17 protein-coding genes are annotated in these 19,731 nt (G+C 42.9%); 10 read left to right on the forward strand and 7 right to left on the reverse strand.

Annotated elements, in window-relative coordinates; genetic code table 11:
• Window positions 1–40: 40 nt before the first annotated feature.
• A complete protein-coding gene (locus tag OKC24_RS08835) occupies window positions 41–1,546 on the reverse strand; it encodes a flavin-containing monooxygenase (protein WP_131277658.1) in 1,506 nt (501 codons plus the stop codon).
• Window positions 1,547–1,702: 156 nt separating this feature from the next.
• On the opposite strand from OKC24_RS08835, the gene OKC24_RS08840 reads away from it, so the two are divergent.
• From OKC24_RS08840 to OKC24_RS08860, 5 genes are all read left to right on the forward strand, one after another.
• On the forward strand, window positions 1,703–2,710 hold the full coding sequence (locus tag OKC24_RS08840; RefSeq protein WP_005009055.1) for a helix-turn-helix domain-containing protein: 1,008 nt from the start codon (window positions 1,703–1,705) through the stop codon (window positions 2,708–2,710).
• 85 nt (window positions 2,711–2,795) lie between these two features.
• Window positions 2,796–3,941, forward strand: coding sequence for a cell division protein ZapE (gene zapE / locus OKC24_RS08845; protein WP_005009056.1), 1,146 nt, complete (start codon window positions 2,796–2,798; stop codon window positions 3,939–3,941).
• Between the two features lie 378 nt (window positions 3,942–4,319).
• Window positions 4,320–6,482 carry a malate synthase G gene (locus tag OKC24_RS08850; RefSeq protein WP_131277656.1) on the forward strand — a complete coding sequence of 721 codons (2,163 nt, stop codon included), beginning with the start codon at window positions 4,320–4,322 and terminating at the stop codon, window positions 6,480–6,482.
• A 78-nt stretch (window positions 6,483–6,560) separates the two neighbouring features.
• Window positions 6,561–7,052, forward strand: coding sequence for a hypothetical protein (locus OKC24_RS08855; RefSeq protein ID WP_131277654.1), 492 nt, complete (start codon window positions 6,561–6,563; stop codon window positions 7,050–7,052).
• Between the two features lie 262 nt (window positions 7,053–7,314).
• A complete protein-coding gene (locus OKC24_RS08860; RefSeq protein ID WP_131277674.1) occupies window positions 7,315–7,974 on the forward strand; it encodes an SOS response-associated peptidase in 660 nt (219 codons plus the stop codon).
• 15 nt (window positions 7,975–7,989) lie between these two features.
• Here the strand turns inward: OKC24_RS08860 and OKC24_RS08865 are convergent, their stop codons facing one another.
• Window positions 7,990–8,454 carry a MarR family winged helix-turn-helix transcriptional regulator gene (locus OKC24_RS08865; protein ID WP_130145975.1) on the reverse strand — a complete coding sequence of 155 codons (465 nt, stop codon included), beginning with the start codon at window positions 8,452–8,454 and terminating at the stop codon, window positions 7,990–7,992.
• A 473-nt stretch (window positions 8,455–8,927) separates the two neighbouring features.
• On the opposite strand from OKC24_RS08865, the gene OKC24_RS08870 reads away from it, so the two are divergent.
• Together OKC24_RS08870 and OKC24_RS08875 are read left to right on the forward strand one after the other, a co-directional pair.
• Window positions 8,928–10,448: a TerC family protein gene (locus OKC24_RS08870; protein WP_131277652.1), complete on the forward strand. Its 1,521-nt coding sequence runs from the start codon at window positions 8,928–8,930 to the stop codon at window positions 10,446–10,448.
• 326 nt (window positions 10,449–10,774) lie between these two features.
• On the forward strand, window positions 10,775–11,506 hold the full coding sequence (locus OKC24_RS08875; RefSeq protein WP_130145979.1) for a hypothetical protein: 732 nt from the start codon (window positions 10,775–10,777) through the stop codon (window positions 11,504–11,506).
• Window position 11,507: 1 nt separating this feature from the next.
• Here OKC24_RS08875 and thiM read toward each other — a convergent pair whose 3' ends face one another.
• The 3 genes from thiM to OKC24_RS08890 form a co-directional block, all read right to left on the reverse strand.
• The gene (gene thiM, locus OKC24_RS08880) at window positions 11,508–12,395 is read right to left on the reverse strand and encodes a hydroxyethylthiazole kinase (RefSeq protein WP_130145981.1); all 888 of its coding nucleotides are present in this window, start codon (window positions 12,393–12,395) and stop codon (window positions 11,508–11,510) included.
• Between the two features lie 70 nt (window positions 12,396–12,465).
• Window positions 12,466–13,632: a hypothetical protein gene (locus OKC24_RS08885; protein WP_131277650.1), complete on the reverse strand. Its 1,167-nt coding sequence runs from the start codon at window positions 13,630–13,632 to the stop codon at window positions 12,466–12,468.
• 189 nt (window positions 13,633–13,821) lie between these two features.
• Window positions 13,822–14,085 carry a hypothetical protein gene (locus tag OKC24_RS08890; RefSeq protein ID WP_131277648.1) on the reverse strand — a complete coding sequence of 88 codons (264 nt, stop codon included), beginning with the start codon at window positions 14,083–14,085 and terminating at the stop codon, window positions 13,822–13,824.
• 669 nt (window positions 14,086–14,754) lie between these two features.
• On the opposite strand from OKC24_RS08890, the gene pepN reads away from it, so the two are divergent.
• The 3 genes from pepN (at window position 14,755) to OKC24_RS08905 (ending at window position 18,459) form a co-directional block, all read left to right on the forward strand.
• Window positions 14,755–17,364 carry an aminopeptidase N gene (gene pepN, locus OKC24_RS08895; RefSeq protein ID WP_131277646.1) on the forward strand — a complete coding sequence of 870 codons (2,610 nt, stop codon included), beginning with the start codon at window positions 14,755–14,757 and terminating at the stop codon, window positions 17,362–17,364.
• 312 nt (window positions 17,365–17,676) lie between these two features.
• Window positions 17,677–17,892 carry a hypothetical protein gene (locus OKC24_RS08900; protein ID WP_130145988.1) on the forward strand — a complete coding sequence of 72 codons (216 nt, stop codon included), beginning with the start codon at window positions 17,677–17,679 and terminating at the stop codon, window positions 17,890–17,892.
• Window positions 17,893–18,009: 117 nt separating this feature from the next.
• Window positions 18,010–18,459: an RDD family protein gene (locus OKC24_RS08905; protein ID WP_131277644.1), complete on the forward strand. Its 450-nt coding sequence runs from the start codon at window positions 18,010–18,012 to the stop codon at window positions 18,457–18,459.
• Window positions 18,460–18,513: 54 nt separating this feature from the next.
• Here OKC24_RS08905 and OKC24_RS08910 read toward each other — a convergent pair whose 3' ends face one another.
• Window positions 18,514–18,960 carry a universal stress protein gene (locus OKC24_RS08910; protein ID WP_005009096.1) on the reverse strand — a complete coding sequence of 149 codons (447 nt, stop codon included), beginning with the start codon at window positions 18,958–18,960 and terminating at the stop codon, window positions 18,514–18,516.
• 91 nt (window positions 18,961–19,051) lie between these two features.
• Window positions 19,052–19,495: a universal stress protein gene (locus OKC24_RS08915; protein WP_130145992.1), complete on the reverse strand. Its 444-nt coding sequence runs from the start codon at window positions 19,493–19,495 to the stop codon at window positions 19,052–19,054.
• Window positions 19,496–19,731 lie beyond the last annotated feature (236 nt).

A 19,731-nucleotide genomic window follows, 5' to 3' on the forward strand; every position in this document is an offset into this window, starting at 1 on the left:
AGCAGGTGAAGAACACCTGCTTATTATGACCATTAAATATTTATGCTGCACGTGTTCCCTTAGATTTTGTGAGCAGAAGATAATCTGCGGGATTCATTTTTTTGGTATTGAGCCAATATTTCCATGTATAGGTTGGCCACAAGGCAAAGTTTTTCCCGCCATCCTGCTGATACCAGCTGACACAGCCGGATTGCCATACTGTACCGCCCATCATGGTTTGCACATGCTGATTAAACTGATCCTGCACGTGACCTTTCACTGCAATTGCTTGGCTGTGTGTCTTAGCTACAAGATCCATCATTTGCAGAATATATTCAACTTGCGATTCAATCATAAAAACCACAGAGTTGTGAGCTAAAACGGTATTTGGCCCCAGCAGCTGGAAAAGGTTTGGAAAGCCTTTGGTGCTGATGCCATAAAAACTTTCTGCGCCATCTTTCCATGCATCTTTTAATTCTATGCCATTTAAACCCGTACAGCTGAATGACTTGAGGTAAATGCGGGGGTCGGTAATAAAGCCTGTCCCATATATGAGGCAGTCAATTTTACGAATTTTTCCATCCTGCGTGATGATGCTGTCGGCAGTCAACTCTTGAATGCCGTCTGTGATCAGCTCAACATTTTTTCGGTTGAATGCAGGAAAATATTTATTAGAAACTAAAATCCGCTTGCAGCCCATAATGTAGTCAGGGGTGAGTTTTTTAGCAATGGTTTTGTCTTTAACTTGGTAGCGGATAAAAACTTCAGCTAGCTTCTGCGCATATTTCATGGTCAGAGGTTTTACAATCGGTACCACCCGTGATTCGTTTGACCAATATAAGCGTGCACGGTGCAATTTTCTGAACCAGTCGAATTTTGCAAAAAGCTTTTTTTCTAGACCTTTGTACAGGCGCTCATCTCGGGGAATTACCCATGCGGCAGTGCGCTGAAAAACATAAAGCCGTTCCGTTTGCGGCGCAATTTCAGGAATATATTGAATTGCGCTGCCGCCAGTGCCGATTGAGGCCACCGTTTTTCCGTGCAAGCTGTAGCCATGATCCCACTGTGATGAATGAAAAACTTTACCTTTGAATTTCTCGATACCAGCAATATGCGGAATTTGCGGAACATGCAGCGGGCCAGAGGCAAAAATGACATATTGTGCAATCAGTGTGCTTTGATCATTTAGAGTCAGCTGCCATTGACACTCATCTTCAAGATATACGGCTGAAAGAACTTCGCATTGCAAGCGTGCATACTGTGCAAGTTTAAATCTGGCAATTAATCCTTGAATATAATCAAAGATTTCAGGCGCTTCGGCATAGCGTTTCGTCCAGTCTGTTTTTGGTGCAAAGGAGAGCGAATACATATGCGACTGTACATCACAGGCTGCGCCCGGGTAGCGGTTTTCACGCCAAGTGCCACCAAAGTCACTGGCTTTTTCCAGAATGATGAAATCTTGAATGCCGTTTTGCAGCAAGCGTATAGCCATTGCAATGCCGCCAAAGCCGCCGCCAATAATCGCGATTTGTGCTTTGCTAATCTTGTGATTTTCCGTATTTTCCATATAAATAGCTCTTTTTATTCCTTATGATGCACAGCATAAATGAAATAGATATGCTGACACTATGATTGGGCTGACAGTTAAATTGATCAAAACGGCAATTTTCAAAGCTGAATATTTATAGTACAAAAGAAAGAACTTTTATGGATTAATACTGCAATGAAGCGATCTATTCTCAGCTTGATGTACTTGGTGCAGGGCATGCGCAAAGCGGGGATAGATGTGGATGCAAAACTGCAAACGATTGGCCTGCGCATTGATGCGCTGGATGCAACATCGGTCATTCATCCAAGTCTGGAATGGGATGTGCTGAAAGTCATAGGACAGGATGTTGCGCCGGAACAGGGCTTATTTATTGGACAGCATTATACGCTGGCGGGTTATGGGCCGTTATTGATGCTTTTGGTCACAAGCCCAACGTTACGCACCGTGCTGGATCAAGGCATTCGGTTTCAGCAGCTCACGCATTTGACCGGGCGTTTGGCGCTGGACATTGCTGATCATAAAATAGCGCTATGCTACCGGCCGCAAAATATCCATACGGAATTGGGCCTGCTGCTGGCGCAATGTGAAATATCGGGCACTTATAAATTTATCCGTGATTTATACAAAATGATGGGGCTGGCGTCTCCGCAGGTGCTGATTGATTTGCCATTTAAGCAGCCGCAAGATCCGCAGCAGTTGGCGATTTATCATGATTACTATGGTCCGCAGGTCAGGTTTGGCGCGCCATATGCCAGTTTTTGGTTTGATGAATCGGTATTTGATGTGAAAATTCCGTCAGCTGATCCGATTACCTTCCGATTGTATGAAGCAAAATGCATCGCAGAATTGGAGCGTTTAATGGCCGATGAGCAGGCGCCGTCATTGATTCAGCGTGTACAGGATTATTTAGAGCTGCAGACCGGAGCTATGCCCAGCATGGCGGAAACCGCGCAAGCGCTGAATTTGCCTGAGCGGACATTGAGGCATCAATTGCAGCAGCTGAATACCAGCTATAAGCAAATCCGCGAAGATATCATTAAGGACAAAGCTTTGCGGCTGATGGAATACAAGGAGTATTCAATTGAGATGATTGCAGAATTATTAGGCTATTCAGAGCCTGCAGCATTTAATCATGCGTTTAAGCGCTGGTTCGGGCAAAGCCCGCGTCAATATACAAAATAGCCTAAGTTTATTAATGCCAAAGTGTTATATATTACGGTTCAATCTTCGCTATAATTTTATATAGCCCCAAATAGTATTTAATGATATGTCTGAATTACAAACTCACCACAGTACGGCTTTTACTCCAATTTCTCCCGCAGAGCGTTATGCGCAAGCGCTGGCATCTGGCCAATTTTTGCCAGATGAGGCTCAGGCTGTTGCGGTGCATGAACTGGACCGCGTATGGCAAGAGCTGATTCAGCGTTTTAAAGCTTCAAAAAAGGCCTTCCGCCGTTTCCGCCGCCAAACATCACCGCATGGCGTTTATATGTGGGGTGGTGTCGGCCGCGGTAAAACATGGCTGATGGATCAGTTTTATGAATCTGTGCCGTTCCGCCGTAAGACCCGCATGCATTTTCATCATTTTATGCAGCATGTGCACCGTGAGCTGAATAAGCTTTCGGGGCAGCGCAATCCTTTAGAGTTGGTTGCAGATCAAATTTATAAAGAAGCGGTTGTCATTTGCTTTGATGAATTCTTTGTTTCAAATGTCACCGATGCCATGATTCTGAGTGACTTGTTTCAAAAATTGTTTGCCCGCGGTGTGACTTTGGTCGCCACCTCAAACATTGCGCCAGACGGCTTATATAAGAATGGCATTCATCGGGACCGTTTTATTCCCACTATTGAAATGGTGAAAAAGAACTGTGTCGTCCTGAATGTGGATGCAGGCGTAGACTACCGCTTGCGCGTATTGAAACAGGCACAGCTGTTTAAAAGCCCTTTAACGCATGAAAATAAATTGTGGATGGCGCAGCGTTTCGGCGCTTTGACGCAAACTCAAACCGTGTCTCAGGAACCGATTATCATTAATAAACGGATAGTCGAAACCATTGGCCATACAGAAGATGTGCTGTGGTGTGAATATTCTGAACTGTGCTTAAAGCCGCGCAGCCCTGCGGACTTTATCGAAATCGCCAATATTTATAATACGGTATTGGTCAGCAATGTGCCGCACATGACGGATTACCTCTCTGAAGGCACACGCCGTTTTATTTATTTGGTTGATGAGTTTTATGACCGCGGCGTAAAGCTTCTTTTAACTTCGGAGGATTCAATTATTGACCTTTATCAAGGTGAAAAACTGGCCTTTGAAATTGAACGCACGCGTTCACGCTTATTGGAAATGCAATCCGATGACTATTTGAATTCTGCGCATCGTCAAATTAATGCACCGGAAAATGCAGAATAATGGCTGATGAAGCACAGCAAGGAGCGCCAAGAACTGGCGCTTTTTTTATGCAAATATGACTGGCGATTTTATCGACATTTGGTGTTTTTCATGGCTTAATCAAGCATTCGAGTGACTGAAAAAGCCAATTTTGTTCGGTTTTAAAACAAAATTCTGCACTTAAGTCTAATTTCGGCATTTCAAAAACTTTATACACTATAAAAGAGCATTCAAGCTGATGATGATGTTGCATTTCTGATCGTTATTTTGTCAAGTCATGAGGGTATTTGCTTAATAAAAAATGATCGTTATTTAGTAATGTGATAGTGCTATTCAGCTAAGTATAAATAGGTATACTGGAATCTCTTGTTATAAAAAGTAGCAATATCAGGAAAGACAATGACTGCACGTATTCAAAAAGGCAAGTTAGCGATTGCTAAAGAACTTTACGATTTCATCGAAAATGAAGCACTTCCAGGTTCAGGTTTGGACAGTGAAACTTACTGGAAAAACTTTGAACAAGTCGTTGTCGATCTTAGCCCAAAGAACAAAGCACTATTGGCTAAGCGTGACGACATTCAAGCAAAAATTGATGAATGGCACCGCAACAACAAATTTGAACTCGAAGCTTACAAAGCTTTCCTTGCTGAAATTGGCTACTTATTACCAGAAGTAGAAGATTTTCAAATCAGCACAGAAAATGTCGACGAAGAGATCGCATTGCTGGCTGGTTCACAATTGGTGGTGCCTGTGCGTAATGCTCGTTACTGCTTAAATGCTGCAAACGCGCGCTGGGGCTCTTTATATGACGCGCTTTACGGCTTTGACGTCATTTCAGAAGAAGGCGGCGCAGAAAAAGGCAAGGGCTATAACCCTGTCCGCGGCGAAAAAGTAATTGCATTTGCTAAGAATTTCTTAAATGAAACCTTCCCATTGGCAAGCGGTTCACATGCTGATGCGACAAAATATGCGGTAGAAGGCAAGAAACTTGCGGTAACGCTGAAAGACGGTTCAACAACCACTTTAGCGAAAGAAGCGCAGTTCGTTGGTTTCAATGGTGAAGAATCTGCACCTGTTGAAATTGTACTTCTTAACAATGGTCTCCACGTGATCATTGAAGTTGATGCGACTAGCCCTATCGGTAAAACTGATGCGGCGGGTGTAAAAGACCTTGTTCTTGAAGCAGCGCTTACCACGATTCAGGATTTAGAAGATTCGATTGCAGCAGTTGATGCTGAAGAAAAAGTGGAAGGCTACCGCAACTGGTTAGGTTTGATGAAAGGCACACTTTCAGAATCTATCGAGAAAAACGGCAAAACTGTGACGCGTACTTTGAATAAAGACCGTACGCACAAAAACTTGATTGGCGGTGAAACGAAACTTCATGGCCGCTCATTGATGCTGCTGCGCAACGTGGGTCATTTGATGACCAACCCTGCGATCCTGGTAGATGGCGCTGAAATCTACGAAGGCATCATGGATGCATTGGTTACGCCATTGCTGACTTTTGCAGACATTAAAGGTGAAAACGAAAACAAGAACTCACGTAAAGGTTCTATGTATATCGTGAAACCAAAAATGCATGGCCCAGAAGAAGTTGCATTTGCAGTTGAATTGTTTGAGCGTTCAGAACAAGCGCTAGGTCTGCCTGCAAAAACTTTAAAAATCGGGATCATGGACGAAGAACGCCGTACATCTGTAAACTTGAAAAACTGTATCGCTCAAGCGAAAGACCGTACTATTTTCATCAACACGGGCTTCATGGACCGTACTGGTGATGAAATCCATACCTTTATGGAAGCAGGTCCATTCGTTCGCAAAGGCGAAGTGAAAGCACAGATCTGGTTCCCAGCTTATGAAAACCGCAACGTGATGATTGGCCTTCAAACAGGCCTTCGCGGTAAAGCGCAGATTGGTAAAGGCATGTGGCCTAAACCGGATATGCTTTTAGACATGTACAAAACCAAGATTGAGCATCCAGAAGCGGGCGCAAGCTGTGCATGGGTTCCATCTCCATCTGGCGCAGTCATTCACGCGATTCACTACCATCAGTGCAATGTATCGGCTCGTCAGCAAGAGCTGTTGAAAACGGAAGCATTGCCGCTAGATGACTTGTTAACTCCTCCTTTAGCAACCGATACAAACTGGACTGAAGAAGAGAAAACTAAAGAGCTGGAAAATAACCTTCAAGGGATCTTGGGTTATGTCGTACGCTGGGTTGACTTGGGTGTGGGCTGTTCTAAAGTGCCAGACATCAATAACGTCGGCTTAATGGAAGACCGTGCAACATTGCGTATTTCATCTCAGCACGTTGCAAACTGGCTGCGTCATGGCATCGTATCTGCAGCGCAAGTTGAAGAAGTGATGCAGCGTATGGCGAAAATTGTGGATGAGCAAAATGCAAACGATCCGCTTTACACACCTATGGCGCCAGCATTCAACGGTTATGCATACCAAGCGGCGTATGATCTAGTGTTTAAAGGCGGCGAACAGCCATCGGGCTACACAGAGCCATTGCTTCATGCAGCGCGTTTAAAGTTAAAAGGTTATACCGGTGATTAATCTTCACCTTGTCTAATCAAAAAAGCCTCTTCGGAGGCTTTTTTTATATATGATGGAAATATACAAATGGAGTAAAGCATGTATTTTTGGCGCACAGATAAGCTGATTGAAGATTTAAAGCAAAATAGAGTGAGTCAAAACGAGTTTAAAAATTATTATTTGGCCAGCAGTATTATTGTGCTATTGGGCATTTTTGCTTCCAGTCAAATTGAACCGGAAGAGCTGAAAATCAGTTTTGCACTTTTCTTGATTAATTTAGGCCTATTGATCAGCTGGACCAATGCCATATTTAAAGCCAATGGCGGTGCGCAGGGGCATGCTTTTTTAAACCGCATTATTGCCCTTTATTTACCGATCATGCTGAAAACCACAGCATTTGTCATTGTTCTATATTCACTCATTTTATCTATTTTTAACCGGTTTGAAGCTGATTTTGATAAAGCGCAATTTGCACATATCAAAACACTCATCAGTATGGCGGTTGATATTTTTTCTTCTTTTTTGGTGTATTGGCGTATCTGTGCAGCCGTTAAGAAAATAAACTGCCCGCAGGCGGCGGTAAAAAGTTAAGTCTGTTTTATAGAGGTTTATGAAGAATGGTTTTGGGGCCATTTGACTGCCCTTAAAAGAATAGACTGTATGCACTGAAGCGATTGCACCCAAAAGAATGACATTGCCGTGGCGGTGTATGCAATGCTAAGCTCGGCCGTTTAACAAGGTGGGCTTTTGAAGTTTAAAATTGAGCAGGATATTGTAGTGGCTTGAAGTCCGCCAGATACGGAATCCTAATATCCGTCTTATAATGCAAATCCCCAAATCAATTATTTTCATCATGTGTGCAAATTTCAAACCGCTGACATTGGCGCAGCTTGAAGCGTTAGGACTAACCGAAATTCCGTTTGAATATTCAGATGAAGTCTACCCGAATTATGAAATGCCTTTGCTGTTTAGATCCCAGCAAGGGCTCGAGTGGCGCAAAGTATGCTTTGGCATGATTCCTAAATGGGCCGATGATCTGTCGATTGCACTGAAGACTTATAATGCGCGCAATGAAACATTGATGCAAAAGCCGACATTTCAAAATTCGATTCAGAAGTGTAAATTCGGTGTCATCCCAGTTTCCGAATTTTATGAATCAAAATATATTGATAATAAACCTCAGCGCTGGAGTGTCCGGCGTAAAGACGGTAAAGCCTTCTATATTGCGGCGCTATATGAAATTTGCCAAAAGGGCGAAGATATTATTCGATCGGCAACGATGATTACGATGGACGCTATAGGCCATGCCATGATGAAAGAGTTTCATGAGCCGGGTAATGTAAAACGTTCAGTTATCGTGATTCCGCATGACCGGCTGGAGCAGTGGCTCAGCTGGAAATCATCCAATATTCAGAGTTTTGTAGACGGGTTTCCCGTAGAAGAATTTGAGTGTTCTTTTGCGCCTAAAATAAAAATCGAAAAAATCAGCCCCCAACTGAATTTTTTCGATTGATATATCGACTGTATATTAACGTGAAAGATTTTTAAAAATGTGTTTTAAACTTTCAATCATTTTTTCAATTTGAAGCGGTGTCAGGCCTTCAAAAGACTGTTCCAGCACAATATTCATTAAGTCGTTAATTTTTTGCGTCATGAGGTGGCCCTTTTCAGTCAGCACCACACGAGTAATGCGCGCATCGTCTTCACAAGAGTAGGTGTTGACGAAACCTTCATCTTTGAGGCGGTAGACAATTTTTGTCGTAGTCGACATTTTGGATACCACCATTTCAGAAAGATCTGAAACACTTGCATTTGGTTTGGATTTCAGCGCAAGCAATATGCGCCGTCTTGAGTTGTCTACACCGTATTTCTTCAACGCGTGATCGACATTTAATACGTATTGAGCATGCACTTGCGTGACCCAATAATATGGAAAGTCTTCTAAGTTAAAGTCGTCACCGGATGGTAAGAATTTTGCATATTTTTTCGTCATTTAAAGTCCCCAATTTTCTTGTAATTTTATTTTAACGAGTCGACATTTTATGAAAAATAATGGTGCAATATCAATAGATTTTTATCAAATATAATCAAAGAAAGAAAATCTATCATTGGGATTTCCTTTTGTAATATTTTAAATAAATCAAAACTGCTGTGAATCATTGATCATGACGGTCTCTATTAATCTGTTTTATCTGAGAATCTTCCTCTAATTTTATGATGAAATCAAAAAAACCTTGCAAGCTGCAGATTCTGAGATAATTGGAATAAGCGCCTCTAGGCACAGATCTAAAAATAAAGGAAGGCGTTGAGGAAAAAACACAAAAAAACGATACAAAAATCAAAGTTTGTGCATAATGAAGTATCTTTAGTTGAAAAGGTTTTTTTTATGGATCCCTCGCCGAGCGTAGGTCTATCTGTTTTTCTTCAAAAAAGTTGTTCAATGCACTGTTTTGGAGATGTTTTTTAATGGAATTCTTAATGGACCCAGGTTTATGGGTCGGCTTAATTACTTTAATTATCCTTGAAATTGTTTTAGGTATCGATAATCTGGTATTTATTGCAATTTTGGCTGAAAAACTCCCGCCAGAGCAGCGCGATAAGGCGCGTGTTGTTGGTCTTTCCCTTGCGCTCTTTATGCGATTGGGCTTATTATTTGCTATCTCTTGGTTAGTCACATTGACAAAACCGCTTATTACTGTCTTTGATTGGACATTCTCAGGCCGAGACCTCATTTTACTATTCGGCGGCTTATTCTTGGTCTATAAAGCTGTCACTGAATTGCATGAAAAAATAGAAGGAAAGCCTGAGCTTAAAGTTGCGACAAACGTTGTATATGCTGGCTTTACAGCAGTCGTTGCGCAAATTGTGGTTTTGGATGCGGTATTTTCTCTAGATTCGGTCATTACCGCCATTGGTATGGTGGATAATATTTATGTGATGATGGCTGCGATGATTGTCGCTATGGCCGTGATGCTGCTTGCCTCAAAACCGCTGACAAGTTTTGTCAACCGTCATCCAACTGTCGTTATTCTGTGTCTGAGTTTCCTGCTTTTAATCGGGATCAGCCTCATTGCGGAAGGTTTTGGGTTCCATATTCCAAAAGGCTATATTTACTCAGGTATTGGCGTGGCCATTGTAATTGAAGCCTTTAATCAATTTACCCAGCGTAATGTGGCAAAGCATGAGTCAAAAATTCCGCTGCGTCACCGTACTGCCGACAGTATTTTAAAGCTGATGGGCGGTAAAATTGAAACCGCAGACAATCCTGAGCATCAGCAGGCTCAAGAAGCTTTTGCCGCAGAAGAGCGCTATATGATTGGCGGTGTTTTAACCTTAGCAGAGCGTTCAGTGGCGTCAATTATGACCCCGCGCAGTCAGATTTCTTGGGTCGATCTGAATGATTCGCCAGAGAAAATCCGTGAACAGGTGCTTTCAGTGCCGCATAGCTTATTTCCAGTGTGCCGCGGCAGTTTGGACAAAGTCATCAGCATTGTCCGCGCTAAAGAGCTGCTGGATGTTTTAGATGATGAAGATGAGCTGAAAAACTTGATCAAAAAGCACCGTCCAATTTATATCTTCGAAAAGATGAAAGTGATTGATGCAATTAATACACTGCGCACGTCGAAGGGTTCTTTGGTCATGGTCTCTGATGAATTTGGCAATGTTCAGGGCTTGATTTCACCGCTGGATGTTTTTGAGGCAATTGCAGGCGAGTTTCCTGATGCAGATGAACAGCTGGATTTGGTCAAGCTGGGCGAGAAGGAATGGAAAGCCTCCGGGATGCTGGATCTATACCAGCTGGAATTGGAACTGGGCATGCTGGATTTAGTCGAAGATGATGCTGGCTATATAAGCGTATCTGGCTTGATTTTAGATAAGATGCAGGGCCATGTCGAACTTGGTACTGTGCTGAATTATCAAGGCATTCAATTCAAAGTGACCGAAATGGAAGGCAACCGGATTAAATCGGTGCATATCCAAGCTTAATACTTAAATACGCCTTTTCGCGCGTATGAATTTGCAGATGCCAGCTTATTCAAGAATAGGCTGGTATTCTAATGGCTAAATTGCATTGACCTGAAAATTGAATTTTATTCAAAGGCGGCCGTTTACTTTTTGATGCAGATTCGAGTATAAAGTTTGCATCAATCTGAATATATGCATTTAATTATAAAATTGGGTTGAGTTGCCGCGCGCATTTCAGGTGCTCATCTTCTTGGCGTAAGCGTGCGGAATAAAGCCGCTAGATGAAATAAAATGCTGTGCTGATGCATTGCGGATAATGAATAAAATAATAATTTGGAATTTCTCTAATGAAAATTAAAGAAAGTGTGATTGATTTCGTTCAATTGGCACAAGAAGAACAGCATCTTCAATTTCAGAAAATTTGGGCATTAGAGCAGCTCATATTTCCAACCTCCACCCTTGAACAGCTATACAGCTGTCTCTACGATTCAACTGCAGTCTCTATTCCAATTGTGCAGTATTTTCATCGCGGAAAACTGGTGGGGCAGAATATTATTTCCATTTTAAAACTGGAACTGAATGGGCAAGCCATTTTCATTATCAGTTCAAGAGCGGGCTTTTTAACTGAATACCGAGGCCGCAGCCGCAGTTTGAATTCAGCTATACGCGTTGCGCTGAATTACCGTATGCGCAATCCATTCATGCCCTTGTGGTTTGTGACGACGCTTATGCAGCCAAAAATCTACACCTTATTTACATCGCGTTCAGTTAATTTCTTTCCGCGCGCGGGCCGGAAAATGCCCAAAGCGCATGCCGATATATTGAATTTGATGCAAAGCCGCCATTCCGGGGCAGAGGTTCGAGGTGAGAACATTATTGTTCATCCTTGCAATATGCCTAAAGTCACGCCTGAACAATTGGTTCGGCTGCGCAACCGTGCAAATTCCCATAATCAGTTTTTTTTGCAGCATGTGCCTGATTATTTTGATGGCAAGGGGCTGATGTGTGTTTGCCGTTTAGACTTCAGCACGATTTGCGAAACCATTTTCAATTTGGCTGCCGACCGTAAAGTCAAGTGAGTCAGCCTGCTAAGGGCAATATGTTGAAATCACTGTATTGCACTAAATCTTCCTCATCCAAGGCATAAATTTCATCTAAAAAGGCCACATTGAAACTGCCGACAGTGTTGGCGCGTTCATATGCTTTTTGGCCTGCAATGGCAAAGTGAATATGGGCAGCCATGGCGCCTGCAGTAATGGTGTTGCTCACTGCGCAATAGGCTGCTGTTAAGGCGCCTAAGGCGCAGCCGGAAGCGGTGATTTTAGGCTGCAGATAGGAGCCGCCATTGATTTGAATCACGGCATTCAATTCTTTAGACAAAATAAAATCGGCTTCGCCAGAAATAGCAATACATTCGGCATGTTCAAATAAAGGCTGCGCCTGCAAATAAATTGATTCACTACTGATGGTGCTGTCTACGCCTTTAGACTGAATATGATTGCCTGCCAGCGCGCCAATTTCTGATGCATTACCGCGTATGACTGAAGGCTGGTACTGCAGTAAATTATCGACCATATCTGAACGCCATCTTAAGACAGGGCCGTAGCCTACAGGGTCAAGCACCCAAATTTTCCCGAGGCTTTGCGCAGTTTTCGCTGCAATTTGCATAGCCTGCATTTGCTCTGAGGTGGGCGTGCCCAAGTTGAGATTAATCGCGCTGGCAATGCTGGCAAAACTTTCGGCTTCAAAAGGGTTGTCGATCATTGCGGGTGATGCGCCAGCAGCTAATAAGACATTGGCGACATAATTATTAGCGACGCCATTGGTCATAATATGCACTAAGGGCTGCTGTGTTTTCAGTTCAGTCCATGCATCAATGACTTGCTGCAGCAGGGGAGCCGTTAAGTTCAGAAGGCTGCTGTGCGCTGTTGCGAGAATGGTGCTGTTCAGCTGTTCAGATCGGTTCATTTGGCGTTCTCCCTTTCACGGCTGAAAGATGAAATATCTAAATCGTCAGTTTTGCGCAAAAGCGCGGCAGTTAGAGGGTAAAATAATGGTCTTGATGCTTGCAGCTGCGGCAAAACAGCGTTACATGATTATCTGCATCATAATCCACGTCTAATTCATCTGATCCGCAATGCATGCAGCGTTTTAATGCATAAAATTTAAGGCGCGGCTCAACTTTTTCCCAAATTTTCCAAATCGGCTGCACAAATACAGATTCATCGCAGTTTAAAAAGCGGAAGAATAAAACTTCAGCCATTTTGGACATCTGCAGCTGCGGCGGATGAGGCAGGGTCGATGTCACCCATTTTTCTTCCAAGCTGCGTTCGCGGTATTGCTGGACTGTCTTCTTTAATAAATTGGTGTTGATGAACTTTTCATTGCGCGGCTGCAGCAGTTTTTGCTGATGCAGGTAATCCAGCGCTGTTTGCATTAAATAAAAAACTTGACCGACGGCAAGCCTGTCCAGCAAGCGGTAGCACAATGTTCTTAAGCTGTTATTGCCAGAAATTTGCACTTGCCAAAGTTTGCAGTAAAACTGAATGAACTGCACAATTTTTTCATACAGCACTTCATAGATGGCATCTTTAACTTCATCTGAACTTTTGAAAGGAATCCCTTGCGATAAATTTTCATAAAACCATAAGCGCAAACGGTGCGTGATGCTGTATAAGCTGGGTTCAGAGTAGCCGTCTAAACGCACATTAATATAATATTGGCCAGATTCAGAGGCATCATCTTTCAGTGTCAATACATGCTGATCAATCATGCGCTTCATGAGGCTTTTTTGATACAGATAATTGGGCGAAATCGGGGCATATTTGATTTTTTCCCAATCTATAAACTCGTCATGCCGCGAATTTTCAAAAACCTGATCATCTAAAATGGATAATAAAAACAGCTTCTGGATAAAACTCAATTGCGTCAGTTCAAATTCTATAAAGTCTTTATCTTTGCCCTTGATTTTCTGCTTGTAGCTTTCCTGATGCAGCGCTTCTTTGATCAGTTTTTTACGGTTGCTTTGGCAGGCGGCGCAATGGCAATTCAGCGTTTTATCCTGATAGACCTTGTGTTCGCAATAGCTGCATTCATGGTAGTTCAGCTCTTGGTCAAACTGTTCTGCTTCCACCCAATACATAGATGCGCGGCACAAAGGGCACTGTGTACTTTCATCTAATTTCTTTTGGAGAATTTGAAGCATATGCGCAGCATCTTTTAACGGGATAGCATTTTATTATACACAGCAAATCTATTTCAGCGGGCTGATTCATCTCTGAGAAGTGATGCCGCATAAAAAAGAGCTGAATGCATCAGCTCTTGGGTGGGTTGAATGAGGGCAACTTCTGTACAGCAGGCTAGCCGCTATGTGTAAAGGCGGCTAGTTAAAAGCTCAGTATGCGGCTGGGCATGGTAAAGATTCGTCCTCCTGTCCGATAAGCTTTGCATTGATTAAAGCTCGCGCCTTTTTACTCGTGACTTTTTTTGAGCCTAAGGCATCATAGCCGTTGATGATGGCGCTGACTTCAAAGGCCTGCAGGGGAATGCCTTCACATGTCATAAACATTGCGATGACTTTGTGATCGATATTTGCAGCATCAAGCGCTTGCAGGGTCTTGATGTTTTCAACGCGGACGATATGGTCTTTTAAATACATCTTACACCTCTTTTTATACTGATTAGTTTTATAGTGAACTTGGTACATTTATATACAAGCAATAATCGTGCACAAAATGTATGGCTTTGGAAAGATTTGTAGGAATTTAATAAAATGTGAAAATATGACTGCGCAAGCAGAGTTTTATTAAAGCCGGGAAATGGCTTTGGCTGCCATAGGAATTCGTTGAGTGTGAATGCTGAAAACTCTTGAAAATTGCGGCATCTTTGGATTTTTTCAGCTGTGCAGACGATGCAGTGGAACTGTGCGCCTAATAGCATCCGCTGGCTTAGCCTGATTCAGCTGATTAAAAATGGATGAAGTTCGAATGGCCTGTGATCTGCCAGTACGATGCTTTTATTTATATTGCTTTAAGGTGATGGCTGGAAAAATGGGACGTCTGAAAATCACAATACATAGTATGCCCTAATGTTTAAAAATAGTGCAGTGGCGGCGTAAAAGCGGGCATGTATCGAATGAGTTCTTGGGTAAATTATAAGCCAGAAGAAACAATTAACTGGTCCGGTGAATTGAAAATTACGGTTTTAGTCCCATATAAAAAACAAAGTAAATGCGCAGACAGCTTGAAAAACTTGTCGTATGATCAAGTCATTCACAATTTTTGATAAGAAATAGCTGTCTCGGCTGAGCAAAGGATCAGGACATTATATGAATATTGCAGCAAACCCTGTGGTCGAAGCAGACCAAACTGTTTATCTAAAAGATTATCAAAAACCGTCTTTTCTGGTTGACTCGATTGAGCTGGATATTCAAGCCTTTGATGACCGCACTCAGGTAAATGCAAAATTGGCCATGCAGCGTCAGGCTGCAGGTGATTTGATTCTGCTGGGCCGGGATCTGGAGTTGAAGTCTATCGCAGTCAATGGAAGGGTTCTTTCAGAAACTGAGTATTCCTTAGATACCGAACAGCTGGTGATTGCCAATGCGCCAGATCAGGCCGTGATTGAAACGCAGGTCATTATTCACCCCGAATCCAATACTCAGCTGGAAGGCTTATACAAAGCCAGCAGTGATTTGTTTGTCACGCAAAATGAGCCTGAAGGTTTCCGTAAAATTACGTTCTATCCTGACCGCCCAGATGTTTTGTCTGTGTTCACAACACGTGTAGAAGCCGATAAAAAATTCCCTGTGCTTTTGGCCAACGGCAACCTGATTGAAGCCGGCGAAGCGGGCGAAGGCCGCCACTATACAGTTTGGCAAGATCCAACAAAGAAACCCAGCTATTTATTTGCCTGCGTAATCGGCGATTTGGCCGTGATGAAAGATCACTATGTGACTTCGGAAGGCCGCAATGTTGCTTTAGAAATTTATGCCGAAGAAAAAGATATTCCAAAATGCCGCATTGCAATGGATGCTTTGAAGCACTCGATGCAATGGGATGAAGAGCACTATGGCCGCGCTTATGATCTAGACAATTATATGATTGTGGCGACCAGTGCATTCAATATGGGCGCAATGGAAAATAAAGGCCTGAACATTTTTAATACTTCCTGCGTACTGGCTGATGAAGAATACACTACAGATGCTGCAATCATGCGCGTGCAGTCTGTGATTGCGCACGAATACTTCCATAACTGGACAGGCAACCGCATTACCTGCCGCGACTGGTTCCAGCTGTGCCTTAAAGAGGGCCTGACGGTTTTCCGCGACCAGTCTTTCTCAGAAGATTTGCAGTCGGCAGCCGTACAGCGTATTGATGATGTTGCCGTGCTGAAAGCGCATCAATTTCCAGAAGATTCAGGCCCGCTTTCACATCCGCCGCGTCCTGACCACTTTGTCGAAATCAACAATTTCTATACAGCAACAGTCTATGAAAAAGGCGCAGAAATTAACCGCATGATGTCTACTTTGCTGGGCAAAGAAAAATTTAGACTCGGGACTGATGAATACTTTAAGCGTCATGACGGTCAGGCGGTTACGGTAGAAGACTGGGTGGCTGCTTTAACAGCAGGCTCAGGCGTAAACCTTGCAAGCTTCCTGATCTGGTATAACCAGCCGGGCACGCCAAAACTTGAGGCGCAAGGTGAATATGATGCAGCAACTCAAACGTACCGTTTAAGCTTCAAGCAAAGTTTAAAAGCGCATCCGAAATATCCGAACTTAAAAGCTGTGCCAATTCCTGTCGCTTTGGCGCTGTTTAATGCCGAAACTGGCGAGCAGCTGACACTGAACGCTGCCGCGCTGTTTGAAAATGGCGTGAAAGATGGCGTATATCTCTTTGATCAAGATCAGGCCGAGATTGAATTTACCGGTGTCACTGTGAAACCGGTTGTTTCATTGCTGCGCAATTTCTCTGCGCCAGTGAATCTGGATTTCAATTATTCAGATGATGAGCTTGCATTCCTCATGCAGTATGAAACCAATGGCTTTAACCAATGGCAGGCCGCGCAGACATTGCTGGACCGTATTCTGCTGAATGACCATGCCGCTGAAATTTATATTCAGGCCATGAAAAATACCGTGCCTGACTTAATTCAAAAAGATCCATTATTGGCATCGCGTATCTTTGATGTGCCTTCAGAAGGTTATTTGGGCAGTCGCATTGATGAAAACTACAATCCGGCAGAGATTCAAGAAAAGCGCAATGCCTTGCTGGAACTGCTGGCGCGTGAATTTGGTTCATTCTGCAAAGAAGCTTATTTAGAACTTGATCCGGATACTCAGAAAGAATTTTCTCAGGCAATGGGCGTGCGCGCGCTGAAAAATATCATGCTGAGCATGATGGCGCGTCTAGGCGATACAGAGGCATTTGATCTGGCGCATCAGCAGTATCAATTGACTGGCAATATGTCTGAGCGCTTAGGCGCATTGCGCGTATTGGTGTGGAATGATGCGCCGCAGGCAAAAGAGACTTTGGCAGACTTTTACGACCGCTTTAAAGATGAAGCGTTGTCTTTGGACCAATGGTTTATGGTGCAGGCTGCACATCCAAAAGCGACGGCAGCAACATTAGCATATCTGACTGCGCATGCAGACTATGATTTGGGTGTGCCAAACCGCATCCGTTCAGTCAGTGGCGGTTTAAATGCCAATCCTGTGAATACCTGGAGCTTTGGCGTCCAGCACTTTATTAATTTGGCGAAATATTTAGACGAAAAAAATCCGATTGTCGGATCGCGTCTGCTGCAGGCATTGTCACGCTGGTATACCTTGGCAGAACCGCAGCGCAGCGCAGTAAAAGCGGAACTTGAGGCGCTTAAACCGCAAGTGAAATCTAAAAACGTTTCTGAAACTTTAAACAGCATGCTTAACGTCTAAGCTGTTTATGCAAAAAAAGCCCTTCAGCCTGTTGTATGGTGAAGGGCTTTTTTATTTGACAGTGTCCGCCGCAGCGGATGATTCGATTTGGCCATGCATACGGAAGCTGAGCCTTTACAGCAATCGGTTTAAGTGCCGGAAGTGTTAATCACAACTAACGAAATAATCCTGAATTATGTGAAAAGTGTTAAATAAATCACAGAAATGGGGTAAAATCATTGCTCCGGTTTTTAATTATTTAGATTATTAACAGATAGGCTGATTGATGCATGGTGTGCAGCAGGCAGTCCATGTTATTAAGCTGAGGCAGTCATGTTAGTTAAAGTTGAAGATGGTTTTTATTTAAACTCTCAACATATTATTGCAGTTCGAATTTCTAAAAGTGCGCAAGACGGCGCATTTGTCGTGGCTGTGGAATACACGCCAAATAGCGCGCAGCATACAGGACTCTATGAAAAGCATTTTACGAATGGCATAGAGGCGGAAGTATATCTGCAAAACTTGCATCAAACGATCAGCAAATCATAACTGCACGGCAGTTTAAATCCCTCTGCAGAGGGATTTTTGCTTTCAGCGCTGTGAATAGCTCGAGTATTTAAGCAAATTCGGGTAGATTGGAAAAATAACAAAAACAGGATTAAAAAAATGCTGGATTCAGATGTTGAATATGCAGGATTTTGGTCGCGTGTCGGCGCTTCACTGATTGATACGGTCATTGTGCTGACAGCAACATATCCTTTGCTGTGGCTGGTTTACGGTGGGGATTGGGACCGTATTTTTGCTACGGGCCTGTCGGAACAGCCGCAAATGCTGTGGATGGATATTTTTATCAATTATGTTTTGCCTTTTGCCTATACGGTTGCAGTTTGGCTGCTGTGGTCAGCGTCGCCGGGAAAAATTCTGATGAGAATGAAAATTGTTGATGCTCAGAGCGGCAAGGACATTAATCTAAAGCAGTCGATTATCCGTTATATCGGGTATTTCCCCGCGATAATGGTTTTTATGATCGGCATTTTTTGGATTGCCTTTGATAAAAGAAAGCAGGGCTGGCATGACAAAATGGCCAATACGGTTGTCATCCGTAGCAATGAGTAGCATGTCTGCACTATAAAAAATCCCTCCAGAGAGGGATTTTTAGCATTCAAGCCATTAGATTTTGACAATCAAGACAGGAATAGGGGATTGAGTCAGTACATTTTGCGCGACACTTCCCAGCATCATCTTTTTGATGCCTGTACGGCCATGTGAACCCATAATAATGAGATCGGCGCTGACTTCATCTGCAATTTGAATAATGCCTTCAGATGGAGAAACTCCATGAATCAGTTTGACATCGACTTCAATGTTATCGCGGACAAAGGATTGCTTGATTTCTTCTAAGCGCTCTTTGGCCGTTTTTTCAGCCTGCATAAAATAGTCGGTGATCGCTGGAGCGACTTTGTAAAAGTCGACGCCTACAAAAGGGTCTACCGCAATCACACTCATAATCGTGACTTGGCTATTCAAAGATTTTGCTAAAGCCAGAGCTTGTTCTACGGCAGCGTAGGAAATTGGAGATTCATCTATAGGGACAAGAATATGTTGATAAGTTGTCATGCGCTGCTCCTCATGATTTAAGTTTTTTGGTAAATTTTTAGAGATAATTTTTTGCATAGTAAAAGCCCGCCAAAAAGGCGGGCTATGATCATTAAGACTTAATGATCAGAACAGGCAATTCGGTATTGCGCAGAACGTCTTGTGCAAAACTGCCAAGCAGCATTTTTTGGAAGCCTTTACGGCCATGTGAACCCATCACAATTAAATCGGCTTTAAGTTCAGATGCAGTTTCTGCAATGCCTTCAGCAGATACTTGGCCTTTAATGACTTGAGTTTCAGCATCTACGTCTTCAGCCTTTGCAATTTCCAGCGCATCTGCAAGTGATTTCGTTGCATTTTCATGCGCCTGCACAAAATATTCTTTCATAATGGCCGAAGAATAATAGAAATCTGCATCAGTAAATGGGTCTTCAGCCACCAAACTGATTAAAGTCAGTTTGCTGTTAAAGGCTTTCGCAATTTGAGCTGCTGTTTTGACTGCAGAAAAAGAGATTTGAGAACCGTCAACTGGCACTAAAATTTGATTATATGACATGGGAGAAGCTCCAAAGATATTGTTATGACCTTATGCTTAATTGATAGCATATTGTTTGGCTGGGTTCAATTTAATATTATGAAAAAGATTGTAAATTCATTAAATTAGAATTAATTTTTGGATGGAAATGCCAAAAAACTGTCAAATAAAATTGACTGCGGCGATTGGTTTTAATAAGTTTTTCATGAAAATATAAACTTGTATTTTTTAGCAGATTCAGGCAAATAGCATATCAA

This window comes from Acinetobacter entericus (assembly GCF_026168575.1).
GTDB classification, from domain to species: Bacteria; Pseudomonadota; Gammaproteobacteria; order Pseudomonadales; family Moraxellaceae; genus Acinetobacter; species Acinetobacter bouvetii.